The sequence below is a fragment of the Pseudomonas sp. SP16.1 genome, from assembly GCF_052682975.1.
Map to the genome: position 1 here is coordinate 1,309,600 of NZ_JBQYFZ010000001.1, position 16,636 is coordinate 1,326,235.

Genomic DNA, 16,636 nt, shown 5'->3' on the forward strand with positions numbered 1-16,636 from the left:
AATTGCTCGAACTTGGCGCGTTCGATCAGGACGCGGACGACGACGCCACCGAACTCTGAGCGTCGTTGCCTGCACGACGCTGCGTGCGGCGATAGTCGCCCGGTGTCTGCCCCAGCCAGCGCTTGAAGGCGCGCTGGAAGGCCTCGGCCGAGGCGAAGCCGAGCAGATAGGCGATCTCGCCGAAGGCCAGCTCGGTGTCGCGGATATAGGCCGTGGCCAGGTCGCGGCGGGTGTCGTTGAGGATGGCGCGAAACTGCGTGCCTTCCTCGGCCAGCTTGCGTCGCAGCGTCCAGCTCGGCAGCTGCAGGGACCGGGCCACCTCTTGCAGATCCGGCTCGCGGCCATGCAGCAGCGGGCCGAGTAGCTGGATCACCCGCTCGCGCAGGCTGCGGGTGCGGGTCAGCTGCTCCAGTTCGCGTTCGCACAGCTCCAGCAACTGCTGCCAGGTCCCCGGGCAATGTTCCGGATTGATCAGCGCCAGGCTCTCGGCGCTCAGGCGCAGGCGATTGGCGCCGGCCTCGAATTCCACCGGGCAACCGAACAAATCCTGATAGCGCTCGGCATAGGCCGGCGCTGGAAATTCGATCTCGACCTTTTCCAGGCTCAGCGGGCGGCCGACCACCTGCGCCAGGTTGCTCTGCCAGCCGGCCAGCACCGAGTCGACCACGAAGCGGTTGTAGGCGTTGTACGGGCTGATGGAATAAAAATGCAGCCAGGCGCCGCGGCCATCCTCGACGAACCCCGAACTGCCGCGATAGTTGGCCGCGTACAGCGCCTCGAAGCGGGTCAGGGCGCGTGCCGCCTCGCGCAGGGTCGGCGCCTGGGTCGCGCAGATGCCGGCCAGGCCGATCTGCCCGAGTCGGCTCAGGCGGCCCATCGCCAGGCCCAGCGCCGGATCGCCGCAGAGTTCGATGGCGCTGTGGCCCAGGCGCATGAAGCGCGGAATCGACAGGCGCGCGCGCGGCTCGCTCAGGCGCGCGGCGTCCAGGCCGAACTGCTCGAGCAGCGGTCGTGGATCCTGGCCGCGTTCGCGCAGGGCCGCGGCCAGCGCCTGGGTGAAGCCGACCGAAAGATCGCCGAGGCGGACGCGGGACGCCTTCATAGCCACAGGTTGAGCAATTGCGCGCCGCGGTCGCTGGCGCCGGCCTGTGGCCGCCCGGCGTCGAACGCCAGCCCCAGTGGCTGGCCGCTGCGCTGCCACAGGCGGCCGCGCAGATGGACCGCCAGGCCCGCGCGCACACCGGCGCTGCGCAGGCGTTCGGCCAGTGCCGACGGATCCTCGATCTGGCCGTACAGGTCGCCGGGCATGGCCAGCAGCTCGACCTGCTGCTCGGCCAGCGCGGCGTGGCTGGCCGCCTGCCGGACGTCGGCGCCGAGCAGCACGCCGAGGCGTCCGGCCGGCGTGTCCAGTACCTGCAAGGCGGTCGTCGGCGCGGCGACGACGGGGGGCGCCGGGAAGGCCTGGCGCTGCGGCTGGCCCAGCGGATTGCCGGCGCGGTCGAACACCAGGCTGACGTTGTACAGCGGGCCGTGGCCGACTTCGAGGCGACCCAGCTCGACGCGTGGCTCGGGCAGGACGATGGAGCCGGCGACCAGGGTGACACCGTAGTCGCGGGCCAGATCGCCGAACAGCCGCTGATAATCACGTGCCATGGCGTCGGCCTTGGTGCGCAGCAGGGCGTCGTCCAGGCGGGCGCTGCCCTCGGCGGCGAGCAGGGCACGCAGGAACGCCAGCGGATTGCTCGCCGCCAGCCAGTGCAGCGCCTGACGCTGCTCGGCGGCGCGGTACAGCTCGTCCTTCTCGCCCACCGCCAGCAGCCAGGTGCCGATATGTTCCGGCAGCACGACGATGGTGCGCTCGCTGAGCAGGCCCAGGTCGCGCGCCCGGTCCAGGTAGGCGGCCAGCTTCAGGCGCAGGCGGTCGAGGCTGCGGTAGTCGGCGGCGAACAGCTCCGGCTGGATACCCAGCAGATTACCGCGCGGGCCAGGTTGGCCGAGGTCGAGGGCCACCTGGCTGCGCAGGTCGGACAGGTAGTGGCCGGCGGGGCGCTGCTCGCACCAGTAGGCGTAGCTGCCAAGGCCTCCGAGCAGGGCGAGAAAGACGAGGGAAACGATGAATAAACGCATGAGGGGACTTTCGCTTGAATTGCCGTGCAGGTTAGGTGGATTGGGCGGGCATGCCAAGGCGCGCTGCTGGTTTTGATCATTATCTTGTCATTTTCGATCATTGAGACTGGCCGGCGGCCTCTTTATCGTCTCGCTGCATAACCGACCGCGTGACCATGGGACCGCGGCAATCCGTGAACTGCACCGCGATGTGGAGAATTCCATGACTGCTCGTTACCCGCACCTGCTGGCCCCGCTCGATCTGGGCTTCACCACGCTGAAGAACCGCACCCTGATGGGGTCCATGCATACCGGCCTGGAGGAGAAGCCGGGCGGCTTCGAGCGCATGGCGGCCTACTTCGCCGAGCGCGCCCGTGGCGGCGTCGGTCTGATGGTCACCGGCGGCATCGGCCCGAACGAGGAAGGCGGTGTGTACGCCGGCGCGGCCAAGCTGAGCACGCTCGAGGAGGCGGAAAAGCACAAGGTCGTCACCCAGGCGGTGCACGAGGCCGGTGGCAAGATCTGCATGCAGATCCTGCATGCCGGGCGCTACGCCTACAGCCCGAAGTCGGTGGCACCGAGCGCCATCCAGGCGCCGATCAACCCGTTCAAGCCGCGCGAGTTGGACGAGGAGGGCATCGAGAAGCAGATCCAGGACTTCGTCAACTGCTCGTCCCTGGCCCAGCAGGCCGGCTACGACGGCGTCGAGATCATGGGCTCGGAAGGCTACTTCATCAACCAGTTCCTGGTCGCCCACACCAACCACCGTACCGACCGCTGGGGCGGCAGCTATGAGAACCGCATGCGCCTGCCGGTGGAGATCGTGCGCCGCGTGCGCGAGGCGGTGGGGCCGAACTTCATCATCATCTATCGCCTGTCGATGCTCGACCTGGTCGAGGGCGGCAGCACCTGGGACGAGATCGTGCTGCTGGCCAGGGCCATCGAGGCCGCCGGCGCCACCCTGATCAACACGGGCATCGGCTGGCACGAGGCGCGCATCCCGACCATCGCCACCAAGGTGCCGCGCGCGGCCTTCACCAAGGTCACCGCCAAGCTGCGCGGCGAAGTGGGGATCCCGCTGATCACCACCAACCGCATCAACACCCCGGAAGTCGCCGAGCAGGTGCTGGCCGAGGGCGACGCCGACATGGTGTCGATGGCCCGTCCCTTCCTCGCCGATCCGGACTTCGTCAACAAGGCCGCCGAGGGGCGCGCGGACGAGATCAACACCTGCATCGGCTGCAACCAGGCCTGCCTCGATCACACCTTCGGCGGCAAGCTGACCAGCTGCCTGGTCAACCCGCGCGCCTGCCACGAGACCGAGCTGAACTACATTCCCACCCAGCAGATCAAGAAGATCGCCGTGGTCGGTGCCGGCCCGGCCGGCCTGGCGGCTTCCACCGTCGCCGCCGAACGCGGCCATGCCGTCACCCTGTTCGACTCCGCCAGCGAGATCGGTGGCCAGTTCAACGTGGCCAAGCGCGTGCCGGGCAAAGAAGAGTTCTACGAGACCCTGCGCTACTTCAAGCGCAAACTGGAGACCACCGGCGTCGACGTGCGTCTCAATACCCGGGTGTCGGTGGATGATCTGGCGGGCGGCGGCTTCGACGAGATCATCCTGGCCACCGGCATCGCCCCGCGTACCCCGGAGATTCCGGGTATCGAGCATGCCAAGGTGATCGGCTACCTGGACGCGATCCTCGAGCGCAAGCCGGTCGGCCAGAAGGTAGCGGTGATCGGTGCCGGCGGTATCGGCTTCGACGTGTCCGAGTTCATCACCCACCAGGGTAAGGCCACCAGCCTTGACCGTGACGAGTTCTGGAAGGAGTGGGGTATCGACACCGCGCTGCAGGCCCGTGGCGGCGTCGCGGGCGTCGAGGCGCAGCCGCATCCGGCGGCGCGTCAGGTGTTCCTGCTGCAGCGCAAGAAGTCCAAGGTCGGCGATGGCCTGGGCAAGACCACCGGCTGGATCCATCGCACCGGCCTGAAGAACAAGAACGTGCAGATGCTCAACTCGGTCGAGTACCTCAAGGTCGACGATGCCGGCCTGCATATCCGCATTGCCGGTGGCGAGCCGCAGGTACTGCCGGTCGACACGGTGATCGTCTGCGCCGGCCAGGACCCGCTGCGCGAGCTGCAGCAGGGCCTGGAAGTCGCCGGCCAGCGCGTGCATCTGATCGGCGGCGCCGACGTCGCCGCCGAGCTCGACGCCAAGCGGGCGATCAACCAGGGCTCGCGCCTGGCCGCCGAGCTATAAGCGGCAAGCGCCCCGCCTAGTGCGGGGCTTTTTATATATGGCCCATAACAATAAAGAGAAGCCGATGTCTCTCGACGCTCAACTGCAACCCGCCGCTGCCGCCAGCCTGCAACGTTGGCACCAATTCATCGCCGCCAAGGACCTGAGCGCCCTGCCCGAGCTGCTGCACCCCGATGCGGTGTTTCGCTCGCCGATGGCGTTCAAACCCTACGAAGGCGCGCCGGCGGTCAACCTGATCCTCAATACCGTGCTCGAGGTGTTCGAGGATTTCGCCTATCACCGCGAGTTGGCCACGGCCGATGGCCTGAGCGTGGTGCTGGAGTTCTCCGCGCGGGTTGGCGAGCGCCAGCTCAAGGGCATCGACATGATCCGTTTCGACGAGACGGGCAGAATCGTCGAGTTCGAGGTGATGATCCGTCCCATGAGTGGCCTGCAGGCGCTCGGCGAGCAGATGGCGCAGCGTCTGGCACCCTTTCTCGCCGCCGCCAGGCGCTGAGCGCCGGGCGCTGGCACCAACCCCATCACAGTTTTGTTTTGCTGCCGATCTCACTTCGTACGGCGGCGGGGCGACTGCCAAGCCCGTCACATTGCTGCGGCGGGTTTTTCCCCTAGACTTGGCTGAACAATGGACGGCGCCCGCCGCCAGGCCCGACAAGGCCCCGCGGGTCGCCGCCATGCGCGCAGATTCCACCCGCGTTGGTCCAGAGGGAACCCGATGAGCATGCAGAACAAGCCGCAGATGGTGGAAGCCGTGATGTTCTTCAGTGAACGCGGTATCTGCAAGCAAATGATGTTCCCCGAATTCGAGGCCCTGCTCGACGGAGTGGTCAACATGCCCGAATTCGCCGACCAGCAGATGCGCGTGGCCTTCGTGGTGATCAACCCGCGGCTGCTGCTCAAGGCGGCGGTGTTCTTCTATCTGGACTTCAACGAGGACGGCAGCCCTGACAAGGGCTGGAACATCCCGCTGCAGCACCTGGCCGAGCGTGCCGGCCGTGGCCCCGACCTCGGCGCCGGGCCGATCCGTCTGGCCTGCCGCAGCCAGTGCCCGGTGTCCTGGCATCAGATGCACCTGTGGGACCCCAGCCTGGCCCCGGGGCAGAACGATCTGGTGTTGCTGCGCGATGCGGTCAAGAGCAACAAGCTCGGCCTGCTGGTGGAGGAGGAGAGCGTCCCGGTGGTTGCCCCCGAGCGCTTGCAGATGGCTTCGGAAGACAAGTGGTACGCCCCCGATCCGGCCAAGGAGGTGGCCGAGCATCTGGCGCAGAAGATGGATCAGGAACACCGTCTGAAGACCGCGCAGCTGATCAAGCAGCAGCGCCTGCGCATCAGCAGCCTGAGCCAGCAGCACGAAGAAGAGCTGGCCAAACTGAAACTTGCCAGCGAGCAGCAGGGCAACAGCCTGCAGGCGCAGATCCAGGGGTTGCAGCAGGCGCTGCAGCAGCAGGAACAGCTCAATGCCAGCCTCAAGGCGCAACTGGCGGCGCAGGCCGAGAGCATGCAGAGCAGTCGCGAGGAAATGACCCGGCAATTGCGCGCCCTCGAGCTCCACGGGCGTACCGAGGGCGACATCCTGCGCGCCCAGTTCGACAGCGAGCTCAAGGCCAAGATCGCCGCCGCGGTGGCGGAATACAAGGAGCAGGTCGCCATTCGTGACGTCGAGCTGGCCTACCGCAACGAGCTCGAGGCCCGGCTGCAACAGGACAACGAGCGGCTCAAGCGCGAGCGCGACGAGTTCGCCGGCCAGGGTAGCGGTCAGGTGCTCGAGCGCCTGGCCAAGCTTGGCGTGGTATTCGTGGTCTATCACCCCGGCGCCGGCCACCTGACCATCCCGCTGCAGGACATCGCCTCGTACCAGGACAACCCCATGGCCTACGCCGCGGCCAAGTGCTTCGTGAGCGAGGAACAGTATCGTCGCTGGTTGGCGCATTATCAGCAGCCTACCTGCGATGCCGCCTTGCCCAGCGGCGAGCGCTGCGCCATCCCCATCGACCGCATCGATTCGCCCAGCCGCTTCACCATCGGCGAATCCAACTGCTGTGCCCGGCATCGGGCGGGTAGTCGCCTGCGTACCGTCAGCTGACCTTGGCCTTGCACCTTCCCGACTGGCGTCCCCGGGCTCCGCTGCAACCCGTGCGACTGGACTGGCTGGCGGCGGCCGGTGTCGAACTGGCCTGCCTGCGCCTGGATCTGATCGACCCGCTGGTCTCCGGCAACAAGTGGTTCAAGCTCGCGCCCCACCTGGCCGCCGCGGCCGAGGCGGGGGCCGAGGGGCTGATCAGCCTGGGCGGCGCCCATTCCAATCATCTGCACGCGCTGGCCGCGGCCGGCAAGCGCTTCGGCTTCGCCACGGTCGGCCTGCTGCGCGGCGAGCCGCAGCAAACCCCCACGGTCATCGATCTGCAGGCCTGCGGCATGCAGCTGCACTGGCTGGGCTACGGCGGCTATCGGGCGCGGCATCAGGCGGAGTTCTGGCAACCCTGGCGGCAGCGCTACCCGACCTTCCACCCGGTGGCCGAGGGCGGCCTCGGCTTGCTCGCAGCCGAAGGCTGCAGCGATCTGGTGGAAATGGCCCAGGTGCAACTGGCGGGGCTTGGCTGGGACGACTTCGACGGCTGGTGGCTGGCCGCCGGCACCGGTACTACCCTGGCAGGCCTGGTGCTGGGCGAACAGGGCCGGCGGCCGGTGCATGGCGCCCTGGCGGTGCCGGCCGGGCATGGTGTCGCCGAGCAGGTGCGCGCGCTGTTGCAGCAGGCCGGGCGCGACGACGACGGCTATCGACTGGTGGAGGCGGCGCGCGGCGGCTTCGCTCGCCTGGACGATGAGCTGTGCGAGTTCATCGTCCAGGCCGAGCGCGCCAGCGGAATGCCCCTGGAGCCGGTCTACACCGGCAAGGCATTAATGGCGTTGCGCCAGTGTCTGGAGGCCGGTTACCTTGCTCGCGGCTGCCGCCTGATCTTCGTGCACACGGGTGGCTTGCAGGGGCGGCGCGCGTCGATGGCGCCGTCAAGCACTTTGCCGAACCCCGGTCCGCGCTGTCTGGAAACTGGCCATGACTGAACCCCTTCATCCCGAACAGCTGCGCAGCCTGACGCCGCTCAATGCGCTGTCCGAGCAGCAGTGGCGAGAACTGCGCCTTCAGCTGGTGCCGCAACCTCTGCTGGCCGGGCAGGTGCTGTTCCGTCGTGGCGACCAGGCGCGCCTGACCTATTACCTGCTGGCTGGCGAACTCGAGCTGCTTGCCGCCGACGGCCGCAGCCAGCGCCTGCTGGCCGGCAGCGAGGCCAGCTGTCATCCGCTGTCACCCGGCCTGCCGCGTCTGCACGAGGCGCGCGCCTTGACCGACGCCAGCGTGCTGGCCGTCGACAGCGCCACCCTCGACCGCCTGCTAACCTGGCGCCTGGCCTACCAGGACCTGTTGCTGGGGCTGCAGCAGGGCGGCGAGGACATCGAGTGGCTGGAGCGCCTGCTGGAAAACCCGCTTCTGGCCAAGGTGCCGCCGGCCAACGTGCAGAACATGCTCGGCCGTCTGCAGCTCGTCGAACTCGTCGCCGGCAGTCGGGCGCTGGAAGAGGGCGAGGTAGGTGACTGCTGCTATTTTCTGCGCAGCGGCCGGGCCGAGGTGGTGCGTGGCGCGGGCGGCGAACGCCAGCTGCTGGCCGAGCTGGAGGTGGGGGCCTGTTTCGGCGAGGAGGCGCTGCTGGCCGACCGCCCGCGCAACGCCACGGTAACCATGATCGAGGACGGCAGCGTGCTGCGCCTCGATCGCCAGGACTTCTTCGCCTTGCTCAAGGCGCCGGTGGTGGCCGAGGTGTCGCTCGGCGAGGCGGCTCGCCTGCTGGCGCAGGGCGCCCAATGGCTGGATGTACGCCTGCTCGAAGAGTACCAGCAGGCCCATGCGCCGCAGGCCCTGCACATGCCGCTGCCGCTGTTGCGGCTAAAGGCGCGCCTGTTGGACAAGGCGCGTACTTACCTGTGCTACTGCGACAGCGGCAAGCGCAGCGCCAGCGCGGTGTTTCTGCTCACCCAGCTCGGCTACAGCGTCTATGCCCTGCGCGACGGGCTCGACGGCCTGCCGGCGGTGCAGCGCGACGCCCTGCTGTGCGAAAGCGGCGCCGGCTACCTGGCGCGCTCGGGCGGGCGTACCGAGCGCAGCCGTTGAGCTGACGGCGGCGCGGTTGCGGCTCGCATGCAAGCCGCAGGTGGCTGCAGCCTGTCCCGGATTGCATCCGCGCTAGGGGCAGTCGAGCGCATGGGGCTCGGCCTGGCCTGGCCAGTGGTCGCCGACCAGAAAGATCCGCTGCACTTCCTGCCTGCTGCCGTCAGCGGCTTCTTCCAAACCTACCAGTAACTGCGCGCCGGCCTGCGCGGGCAGGGCATCCAGCCATTGCTGCAGGCGTTCGCCCGACCACAGCTGCTCGGCGTCCACCCGCGCCGGGGCCAGCCAGGCCTGGCGCGGCAGCGGCTGCCAGACGCTCGGCGGCTGCTCGCGGAGGAAGGCCGGCCAGTCGTGGCGGTGCAGCCAGCTTCCACGCAGGTGCTGCGGCGAGGCTCCGCGCGGCGCGGCGCACGTCTGCGCCCAGGGGTAGAACAGGTAGCCGCCGAGCCAGAAGGCGGCCCGCGCCCCGGCCACCTGCAACTCGTTGAGCTGGCTGCTGGCTTCGCGTCGCGACGACAGCGGCAGTTGATGCTGGCGCAGGTGCGCCAGCTTGAGGTCCAGGCGGTCGTGACTGCCCGGTCCCAGCCACTGTGCGGCATCCTCGCCGTCTCCCGCGGCGGGACCGAGGTAGAACTTCACCGCCAGCTCCAGATGATGCTCGCCCTCGGCGTCGCGCAGCAGCAGGTCCAGTTCGCCCAAGGTCCGGCCGCTCTGGCGGATCGGCAGGTTGGCGGCGAGCACCTCGACGTCCGGTGCGCCGTGCAGGGCGAACTGCCACAGGCGTTCGTAGTACAGACCCAGGCGTCGCACCGGCGGCTGCGCCAGCCAGGCGTTCAGCGCGCCATCGTCGCGGTCCAGCTGCCGTAGCCAGTCGGCCAGCAGCGCCGGCTGGGTGCGCCAGCGACTGGCCTGCAGCGGATGGCGCTGCGGCCCGGGCGGCTGCCCGAGCAGGGGCGGCGACAGCAGCACCCAGGCCAGGTCGCGCACGGCGGGGCTGTGCAACTGGCGGGGAAGCTCGTGCAGGACGTCGAGTGGGTTCATGCCAGCGAGCATAGCCCAGCGCGGCAGTCGGTTTGCTGCGGCCCCGGCCTTTGGCCGATAATCGCGGCTCTACCTACTTCAGCCTGGCGGGAATCCCATGGAGCAATTTCGCAATATCGGCATCATCGGGCGCCTTGGCAGCACACGGGCGCTGGAGACCGTGCGCCGGCTGAAGCGTTTTCTCATCGATCGTCACCTGCACGTGATCCTCGAGGACACCATCGCCGAGGTGCTGCCCGGCCACGGCCTGCAGACTTCCTCGCGCAAGATGCTCGGCGAGGTTTGCGACCTGGTGATAGTGGTCGGCGGTGACGGCAGCATGCTTGGCGCGGCACGCGCCCTGGCCCGGCACAAGGTCCCGGTGCTGGGGATCAACCGTGGCAGCCTGGGCTTTCTCACCGACATCCGCCCCGACGAGCTGGAGCTCAAGGTGGCCCAGGTGCTGGAAGGTCAGTACCTGACCGAGAACCGCTTTTTGCTCGAGGCCGAGGTGCGTCGCCACGGTGAGGCCATCGGCCAGGGCGATGCGCTCAACGACGTGGTGCTGCACCCGGGCAAGTCGACGCGGATGATCGAGTTCGAGCTGTTCATCGACGGCCAGTTCGTCTGCAGCCAGAAGGCCGACGGCCTGATCGTCGCCACCCCGACCGGCTCCACCGCCTATGCGCTGTCGGCCGGCGGACCGATCATGCATCCCAAGCTCGACGCCATCGTGGTGGTGCCGATGTACCCGCATACCCTGTCCAGCCGGCCCATCGTGGTCGACGGCCACAGCGAGCTGAAGATAGTGGTGTCGCAGGACATGACCATCTACCCGCAGGTGTCCTGCGATGGCCAGAACCACTTCACCTGCGCGCCGGGCGACACCCTGCACGTGGCCAAGAAGGCGCAGAAGCTGCGCCTGATCCACCCGCTGGATCACAACTACTACGAGGTCTGTCGCACCAAGCTCGGCTGGGGCAGCCGTCTCGGAGGGCATGGCTGAATGCCCCTCGACCCCGCCCGCGGTTACGACCTGATCGGCGACATCCACGGCTGTGCGCACACCCTGGTGCGCCTGTTGGAACGGCTTGGCTATCGCCTGCAGGGCGGTGTCTGGCGCCACCCCTCGCGTCTGGCGATCTTCCTCGGCGATCTGGTCGATCGTGGCCCCGGCATTCGCGAGACCTTGCATCTGGTACGCGCCATGGTCGAGGCCGGCCAGGCCCTGTGCATCATGGGCAACCACGAATTCAACGCCCTGGGCTGGAGCACGCCGGCGCCGCCGGGCAGCGGCCGGCAGTTCGTCCGCGAGCACAGCCCTCGCCACCAGCGTCTGATACGCGAGACCCTGGCGCAGTTCGAGGCCTATCCGCAGGAGTGGCGCGAGTTTCTCGACTGGTTCTACCAACTGCCGCTGTTTCTCGATGCCGGGCGTTTTCGCGTGGTGCACGCCTGCTGGGACGCCGGCCTGATCGAGCCGCTGCGCGCGCAGTTCGCCGACGGCTGCATCGACGAGCACTTCGTCCAGGCTGCGGCGGTACCCGGCAGCTTCGCCAACCTGGCCCTGGATCGCCTGCTGCGCGGCACCGACATGCGCCTGCCGCACGGCCTGACCCTGACCAGCGACGACGGCTTCACCCGCTCCTATTTCCGCACCAAGTTCTGGGAAGAAAACCCCGAGACCTACGGCGATATCGTCTTCCAGCCCGACGCGCTACCGGAGCTGGCGGCGCAGACGCCTTTGACCGAACTGCAGAAGGACGAGCTGCTGCGCTACGGCGCGCATGAGCCGCTGCTGTTCGTCGGCCACTACTGGCGCCGCGGCAGGCCGGCGCCGATCCGCGCCAACCTGGCCTGCCTGGACTACAGCGCGGTGGTCGGCGGCAAGCTGGTGGCCTATCGCCTGGATCAGGAACAGCACCTGGAGGCGGGCAAGTTCGTCTGGGTCGACGTCGACCCGCAGGAGGCGCCGCGATGACGGCCGTGGCCGTGCTGCGCCTGCCGCTCGGCGTCGATCTGAGCGGATTCGTCGCCTTGCTGCGGCGTTTGCAGGTGCCGCATCGGGTGATCGAAGAGGGCGGCCAGCAGGTGCTCTGGGTGCCGGGCGAGGCGCTGGCCGAGCAGGTGCGCGAACTCTATGCGCGCTACCCGGATGGCGCGGCGGCGGATCTGCTGGCCACGCCCAGCGCGCCGCCGCGCGAAAGCCTGCTGACGCAACTGCGTCGCAGTCCGCTGACCGCCGTGATGCTGCTGCTGACCTTCGTCGTCTTCGCCGTGACCGCGGCCGGGGAGAACTTCGCCACCATTCGCTGGCTGAGCTTCGTCGACTTCCGTATCGACGGCGAGCACCTCTATCTGACCTATCTGGACGCCACGCTCGCCAGCGGCCAGTGGTGGCGCCTGATCACGCCCATGCTGATCCACTTCGGCTGGCTGCATCTGGCGATGAACAGCCTGTGGTACTGGGAGCTGGGCCGGCGTATCGAATCGCGCCAGGGCGCCATCGCTCTGCTCGGGCTGACCCTGCTGTTCGCCCTGGCATCGAACTTCGCCCAGTACGGGTGGGCCGGGCCGTCGCTGTTCGGTGGCCTGTCCGGCGTGCTCTACGGCCTGCTCGGGCATTGCTGGATCTACCAGCGCCTGGCACCGAACGCTGCCTATCGGCTGCCGCCAGGCGTGCTGGTGATGATGCTGGCCTGGCTGCTGATCTGCATGACCGGCATCTTCGAGTTGTTGCAGTTCGGTGCCATTGCCAACGCCGCGCATCTCGGCGGTCTGCTGACCGGCTGCCTGACCGGGCTGCTTGGCGGTATGCTGGCCAGGCGCGCAGCATGACAATTGCTCGTATGGACCAGTTTGTAGGAGCCGGCTTGCCGGCGATCCCGTGGCAATCGCCAGCAAGCCGACTCCTGCGAATCGCGCATTAAACACATTTACCTGGAGACACCGATGTCGTCCTTTCTCGAAGCCATAGAAAACATCACCCCGGAAATCTACCGGAGCCTCAAGCTGGCGGTGGAGATCGGCAAGTGGCCGGACGGCCGCAAGCTGACCCAGGAGCAGAAGGAACTGAGCCTGCAGGCGATGATCGCCTGGGAGATGCAGAACCTGCCGGAGGAGCAGCGCACCGGCTACATGGGCTCGCAGGAGTGCGGCAGCAAATCCGAGCCGGTGCCCAACCTGCTGTTCAAGTCCTCGGAAACCCTGCACTGATGAGCGAACTGGGACGAGGCTCGCTGAGCAAGATGAAGGCGCGTCTGGACGCGCCGGTGCAATACGTCTTCCGCCTGGACGACCAGGAGGTGCCGGTCAACCCGCTGCTGGGCAAGACGCTGCGCCTGGAGTACCTCGGTGCGATCCACTGCACGCATTGCGGACGCAAGACCAAGACCAGCTTCAGCCAGGGCTACTGCTACCCCTGCATGCAGAAACTGGCGCAATGCGACGTCTGCATCATGAGCCCGGAGAGGTGCCATTACGACTCTGGCACCTGCCGCGAGCCGAGCTGGGGCGAGCAGTTCTGCATGACCGACCATATCGTCTACCTGGCCAATTCCAGCGGCGTGAAGGTGGGCATCACCCGCGCCAGCCAGGTGCCGACGCGCTGGATCGACCAGGGCGCGACCCAGGCGCTGCCCATCCTGCGCGTGGCCACCCGCCAGCAGTCCGGCTTCGTCGAAGACCTCTTGCGCAGCCAGGTGGCGGACAAGACCAACTGGCGCGCGCTGCTCAAGGGCGATGCCGCGCCGGTCGACCTGCCGGCCATTCGCGAGCAGCTGTTCGCCAGCTGTGGCGCGGGCATCGCCGAGCTGCAGCAGCGCTTCGGCCTGCAGGCCGTCCAGCCGCTAGCCGGCGCCGAGGTCGTGGAAATCTGCTACCCGATCGAGGCCTACCCGGCCAAGATCGCCAGTTTCAACCTGGACAAGCAGCCGCTGGCCGAGGGTACCCTGCTCGGGATCAAGGGCCAGTACCTGATGTTCGACACCGGCGTGATCAATATCCGCAAGTACACCGCTTACCAGCTGGCCGTCCACGAGATCGCCGCCTGACACCCGATTGCCACCCGGCGCCCGGCGCGCCGCAGACGAGAGGCCAAGAGCCATGCGCACCGAACAACCGAAGATGATCTATCTCAAGGACTATCAGGTACCGGATTACCTGATCGACGAGACCCACCTGACCTTCGAGCTGTTCGAGGACCATAGCCTGGTGCATGCGCAGCTGGTGATGCGGCGCAACCCCGAGGCCGGCGCCGGCCTGCCCAAGCTTGTGTTGGACGGCCAGCAACTGGAACTGCTCGAGCTCAAGCTCGACGACCGCGAGCTGGGCGAGGACGACTACAGCCTGACCGACAGCCACCTGAGTCTGCAGCCGACCCAGGAGCGCTTCGTGGTCGACAGCACGGTGCGTATCCACCCGGAAAGCAACACCGCGCTGGAGGGCCTGTACAAGTCCGGCAGCATGTTCTGCACCCAGTGCGAGGCCGAGGGATTCCGCAAGATCACCTTCTATCTCGATCGTCCGGACGTGATGAGCAAGTTCACCACCACGGTCAGTGCCGAGCAGCACGCCTACCCGGTGCTGCTGTCCAACGGCAACCCGATCGCCAGCGGCAACGAAGAGGGCGGTCGGCACTGGGCCACCTGGGAGGATCCGTTCAAGAAGCCGGCCTACCTGTTCGCCCTGGTCGCCGGCGACCTCTGGTGCGTGGAAGACAGCTTCACCACCATGAGCCAGCGCGAGGTGGCGCTGCGCATCTACGTCGAGCCGGAGAACATCGACAAGGTGCAGCACGCCATGGACAGCCTCAAGCGCTCGATGAAGTGGGACGAGGAAGTCTACGGACGGGAATATGATCTCGACATCTTTATGATCGTCGCGGTCAACGACTTCAATATGGGCGCCATGGAGAACAAGGGGCTCAACATCTTCAACTCCAGCTGCGTGCTGGCCAAGGCCGAGACCGCCACCGACGCCGCCCACCAGCGGGTCGAAGCGGTGGTGGCGCACGAGTACTTCCACAACTGGTCGGGCAACCGCGTGACCTGCCGCGACTGGTTCCAGCTGTCGCTCAAGGAAGGCTTCACCGTGTTCCGTGACAGTGAGTTCAGCGCCGACACCCACTCGCGCACGGTCAAGCGCATCGAGGACGTGGCCTACCTGCGCACCCACCAGTTCGCCGAGGACGCCGGCCCGATGGCCCACCCGGTGCGCCCGGACGCGTACATGGAAATCTCCAACTTCTACACCCTGACCATCTACGAGAAGGGCTCGGAAGTGCTGCGCATGATCCACACCCTGCTCGGCCCGGAGCTGTTCCGCAAGGGCTCGGACCTGTACTTCCAACGCCACGACGGCCAGGCCGTGACCTGCGATGACTTCGTCAAGGCGATGGAGGATGCCAGCGGTATCGACCTGACCCAGTTCAAGCGCTGGTACACCCAGGCCGGCACGCCGCGTCTGGAGGTCAGCGAGGCGTATGACGCCGCTGCCCAGACCTACAGCCTGACCTTGCGCCAGAGCTGCCCGGCCACCCCGGGGCAGAAGGAGAAACAGCCTTTCGTCATCCCGGTGGCGCTCGGCTTGCTCGATGCGCAGGGCAACGAATTGCCGCTGCGCCTGCAGGGCGAAGGTGCCGCGCAGGGCACCAGCCGCGTGCTGTCGGTGACCGAGGCCGAGCAGAGCTTCACCTTCGAGGGTATCGCCGAGAAGCCGCTACCGTCGCTGCTGCGCGGCTTCAGCGCGCCGGTCAAGCTGCATTTCCCCTACGATCGCGACCAGCTGATGTTCCTCATGCAGCACGACAGCGACGGCTTCAATCGCTGGGAGGCGGGGCAGCAGTTGTCGGTACAGGTGTTGCAGGAGCTGATCGGCCAGCACCAGCGTGGCGAGGCCCTGGTGCTGGACCGGCGCCTGGTCACGGCACTGCGCACGCTGCTTGAGGACGAGTCGCTGGATCAGGCCATGGTCGCCGAGATGCTCTCGCTGCCGGGCGAGGCCTATCTGACCGAGATCAGCGAGGTGGCCGACGTCGAGGCCATCCATGTCGCCCGCGAGTTCGCCCGCAAGGAACTGGCCAGCGCGCTGTTCGAGCCACTGTGGGCGCGCTACCAGGCCAACCGCGAGGTGTCCAAGGTCACCCCCTATGTCGCCGAGGCCGCCCACTTCGCCCGCCGCAGCCTGCAGAACATCGCGTTGTCCTACCTGATGCTCAGCGAGAAGCCCGAGGTGCTGGCGGTCTGCGTCGATCAGTTCGAGAACGCCGACAACATGACCGAGCGCCTGGCGGCGCTGGCCGTGCTGGTCAACTCGCCGTTCCAGGAGCAGCAGGGCAAGGCCCTGGCGATGTTCGCCGACTACTTCAAGGACGATGCGCTGGTCATGGACCAGTGGTTCAGCGTGCAGGCCGGTTGCCCGCTGCCCGGTGGTCTGGAACGCGTGCATGCGTTGATGCAGCACGAGGCCTTCACCCTGAAGAACCCGAACAAGGTGCGCGCCCTGATCGGTGCCTTCGCCAACCAGAACCTGATCAACTTTCACCGCGCCGACGGGGCCGGCTACGGCTTTCTCGCCGACCAGGTGATCACCCTCAATGCCCTCAATCCGCAGATCGCCTCGCGCCTGCTGGCACCGCTGACCCGCTGGCGCAAGTACGGCGACGCTCGCCAGGCGCTGATGAAGGCCGAGCTGGAACGCATCCTGGCGTCCGGCGAGCTGTCCAGCGATGTCTATGAGGTAGTGAGCAAGAGCCTGGCCTAAGACCGGTTCTGCTCCCAAAAAAAGTGTTACCGGTCCTTGATCGGTAACACTTTTTTGTTACTCAAGGAAATATAACGGCTCCACGTTATTCGTTTGCACACTTTAAGTTAGGCCTATGGTGCTTGACGAAGTGCTTTCCTTGCTCCCTCGAAACCCCCTTCAACCGCTCTAGCGTGCGACATAAAGCGTCGGATCGTAGGACAAGATCGGCCATTTCACCGGGCGGATGCTGACGCTCTGGTCAATGAATGATCAGTCACCGAAAGAAACCCTGCCGATTGTCTAACCGGCGCCTTTGCGCTGATACGCTCGTTTGAATTGGCATCATGGTT

At 67.1% G+C, this 16,636-nt stretch carries 14 protein-coding genes; 11 read left to right on the forward strand and 3 right to left on the reverse strand.

What is annotated here, in order from left to right; translation table 11 throughout:
* Positions 1-25: 25 nt before the first annotated feature.
* Both ACUTAF_RS06430 and ACUTAF_RS06435 read right to left on the reverse strand, forming a co-directional pair.
* Positions 26-1,102 (reverse strand): AraC family transcriptional regulator, encoded by a 1,077-nt coding sequence (locus ACUTAF_RS06430; RefSeq protein ID WP_445579189.1) that lies wholly within the window; start codon positions 1,100-1,102, stop codon positions 26-28.
* Positions 1,099-2,127: a carbon-nitrogen hydrolase family protein gene (locus ACUTAF_RS06435; protein ID WP_445579190.1), complete on the reverse strand. Its 1,029-nt coding sequence runs from the start codon at positions 2,125-2,127 to the stop codon at positions 1,099-1,101. Before ACUTAF_RS06435 ends, ACUTAF_RS06430 begins: the two co-directional genes overlap by 4 nt.
* A 202-nt stretch (positions 2,128-2,329) precedes the next feature.
* On the opposite strand from ACUTAF_RS06435, the gene ACUTAF_RS06440 reads away from it, so the two are divergent.
* The 5 genes from ACUTAF_RS06440 to ACUTAF_RS06460 all read left to right on the forward strand — a co-directional run bounded on the left by ACUTAF_RS06440 (position 2,330) and on the right by ACUTAF_RS06460 (position 8,525).
* Positions 2,330-4,363 carry an oxidoreductase gene (locus tag ACUTAF_RS06440; protein ID WP_445579191.1) on the forward strand — a complete coding sequence of 678 codons (2,034 nt, stop codon included), beginning with the start codon at positions 2,330-2,332 and terminating at the stop codon, positions 4,361-4,363.
* Positions 4,364-4,427: 64 nt separating this feature from the next.
* Positions 4,428-4,859 (forward strand): nuclear transport factor 2 family protein, encoded by a 432-nt coding sequence (locus tag ACUTAF_RS06445; protein WP_445579192.1) that lies wholly within the window; start codon positions 4,428-4,430, stop codon positions 4,857-4,859.
* 219 nt (positions 4,860-5,078) lie between these two features.
* Positions 5,079-6,446, forward strand: a complete 1,368-nt coding sequence (locus ACUTAF_RS06450) for a chromosome partitioning protein ParA (protein ID WP_445579193.1) — start codon at positions 5,079-5,081, stop codon at positions 6,444-6,446.
* Positions 6,447-6,448: 2 nt separating this feature from the next.
* Positions 6,449-7,423, forward strand: a complete 975-nt coding sequence (locus ACUTAF_RS06455; RefSeq protein WP_445579194.1) for a 1-aminocyclopropane-1-carboxylate deaminase/D-cysteine desulfhydrase — start codon at positions 6,449-6,451, stop codon at positions 7,421-7,423.
* Positions 7,416-8,525 carry a cyclic nucleotide-binding domain-containing protein gene (locus tag ACUTAF_RS06460; protein ID WP_445579195.1) on the forward strand — a complete coding sequence of 370 codons (1,110 nt, stop codon included), beginning with the start codon at positions 7,416-7,418 and terminating at the stop codon, positions 8,523-8,525. Before ACUTAF_RS06455 ends, ACUTAF_RS06460 begins: the two co-directional genes overlap by 8 nt.
* Positions 8,526-8,597: 72 nt before the next feature.
* On the opposite strand, the gene ACUTAF_RS06465 is transcribed toward ACUTAF_RS06460, so the two are convergent.
* Positions 8,598-9,563 carry a DUF1853 family protein gene (locus ACUTAF_RS06465; protein ID WP_445579196.1) on the reverse strand — a complete coding sequence of 322 codons (966 nt, stop codon included), beginning with the start codon at positions 9,561-9,563 and terminating at the stop codon, positions 8,598-8,600.
* A gap of 97 nt (positions 9,564-9,660) precedes the next feature.
* Here ACUTAF_RS06465 and ACUTAF_RS06470 point away from each other — a divergent pair, with 97 nt between their 5' ends.
* The 6 genes from ACUTAF_RS06470 to pepN all read left to right on the forward strand — a co-directional run bounded on the left by ACUTAF_RS06470 (position 9,661) and on the right by pepN (position 16,304).
* Complete coding sequence (locus ACUTAF_RS06470) at positions 9,661-10,548, forward strand: NAD(+) kinase (protein WP_445579197.1); 888 nt, start codon at positions 9,661-9,663, stop codon at positions 10,546-10,548.
* The gene (locus ACUTAF_RS06475; RefSeq protein ID WP_445579198.1) at positions 10,549-11,523 is read left to right on the forward strand and encodes a metallophosphoesterase; all 975 of its coding nucleotides are present in this window, start codon (positions 10,549-10,551) and stop codon (positions 11,521-11,523) included.
* Entirely contained in the window at positions 11,520-12,380 is an 861-nt protein-coding gene (locus ACUTAF_RS06480) for a rhomboid family intramembrane serine protease (protein WP_445579199.1), read from the forward strand. Before ACUTAF_RS06475 ends, ACUTAF_RS06480 begins: the two co-directional genes overlap by 4 nt.
* 114 nt (positions 12,381-12,494) lie before the next feature.
* Positions 12,495-12,758, forward strand: a complete 264-nt coding sequence (locus ACUTAF_RS06485; protein WP_445579200.1) for a YeaC family protein — start codon at positions 12,495-12,497, stop codon at positions 12,756-12,758.
* Entirely contained in the window at positions 12,758-13,594 is an 837-nt protein-coding gene (locus ACUTAF_RS06490; RefSeq protein WP_445579201.1) for a DUF2797 domain-containing protein, read from the forward strand. Before ACUTAF_RS06485 ends, ACUTAF_RS06490 begins: the two co-directional genes overlap by 1 nt.
* A gap of 52 nt (positions 13,595-13,646) precedes the next feature.
* Positions 13,647-16,304, forward strand: a complete 2,658-nt coding sequence (gene pepN / locus ACUTAF_RS06495; RefSeq protein WP_445579202.1) for an aminopeptidase N — start codon at positions 13,647-13,649, stop codon at positions 16,302-16,304.
* The last annotated feature ends 332 nt before the right edge of the window (positions 16,305-16,636 follow it).

Bases quoted from the DNA above. Each gene is read 5' to 3' on its own strand.
- ACUTAF_RS06480 (WP_445579199.1), top strand. From the start codon at position 11,520: ATGACGGCCGTGGCCGTGCTGCGCCTGCCGCTCGGCGTCGATCTGAGC.
- ACUTAF_RS06485 (WP_445579200.1), top strand. From the start codon at position 12,495: ATGTCGTCCTTTCTCGAAGCCATAGAAAACATCACCCCGGAAATCTAC.
- ACUTAF_RS06430 (WP_445579189.1), bottom strand. From the start codon at position 1,102: ATGAAGGCGTCCCGCGTCCGCCTCGGCGATCTTTCGGTCGGCTTCACC.
- ACUTAF_RS06460 (WP_445579195.1), top strand. From the start codon at position 7,416: ATGACTGAACCCCTTCATCCCGAACAGCTGCGCAGCCTGACGCCGCTC.
- ACUTAF_RS06440 (WP_445579191.1), top strand. From the start codon at position 2,330: ATGACTGCTCGTTACCCGCACCTGCTGGCCCCGCTCGATCTGGGCTTC.
- ACUTAF_RS06470 (WP_445579197.1), top strand. From the start codon at position 9,661: ATGGAGCAATTTCGCAATATCGGCATCATCGGGCGCCTTGGCAGCACA.
- ACUTAF_RS06450 (WP_445579193.1), top strand. From the start codon at position 5,079: ATGAGCATGCAGAACAAGCCGCAGATGGTGGAAGCCGTGATGTTCTTC.
- ACUTAF_RS06475 (WP_445579198.1), top strand. From the start codon at position 10,549: ATGCCCCTCGACCCCGCCCGCGGTTACGACCTGATCGGCGACATCCAC.
- ACUTAF_RS06435 (WP_445579190.1), bottom strand. From the start codon at position 2,127: ATGCGTTTATTCATCGTTTCCCTCGTCTTTCTCGCCCTGCTCGGAGGC.
- ACUTAF_RS06490 (WP_445579201.1), top strand. From the start codon at position 12,758: ATGAGCGAACTGGGACGAGGCTCGCTGAGCAAGATGAAGGCGCGTCTG.
- ACUTAF_RS06465 (WP_445579196.1), bottom strand. From the start codon at position 9,563: ATGAACCCACTCGACGTCCTGCACGAGCTTCCCCGCCAGTTGCACAGC.
- ACUTAF_RS06445 (WP_445579192.1), top strand. From the start codon at position 4,428: ATGTCTCTCGACGCTCAACTGCAACCCGCCGCTGCCGCCAGCCTGCAA.
- pepN (WP_445579202.1), top strand. From the start codon at position 13,647: ATGCGCACCGAACAACCGAAGATGATCTATCTCAAGGACTATCAGGTA.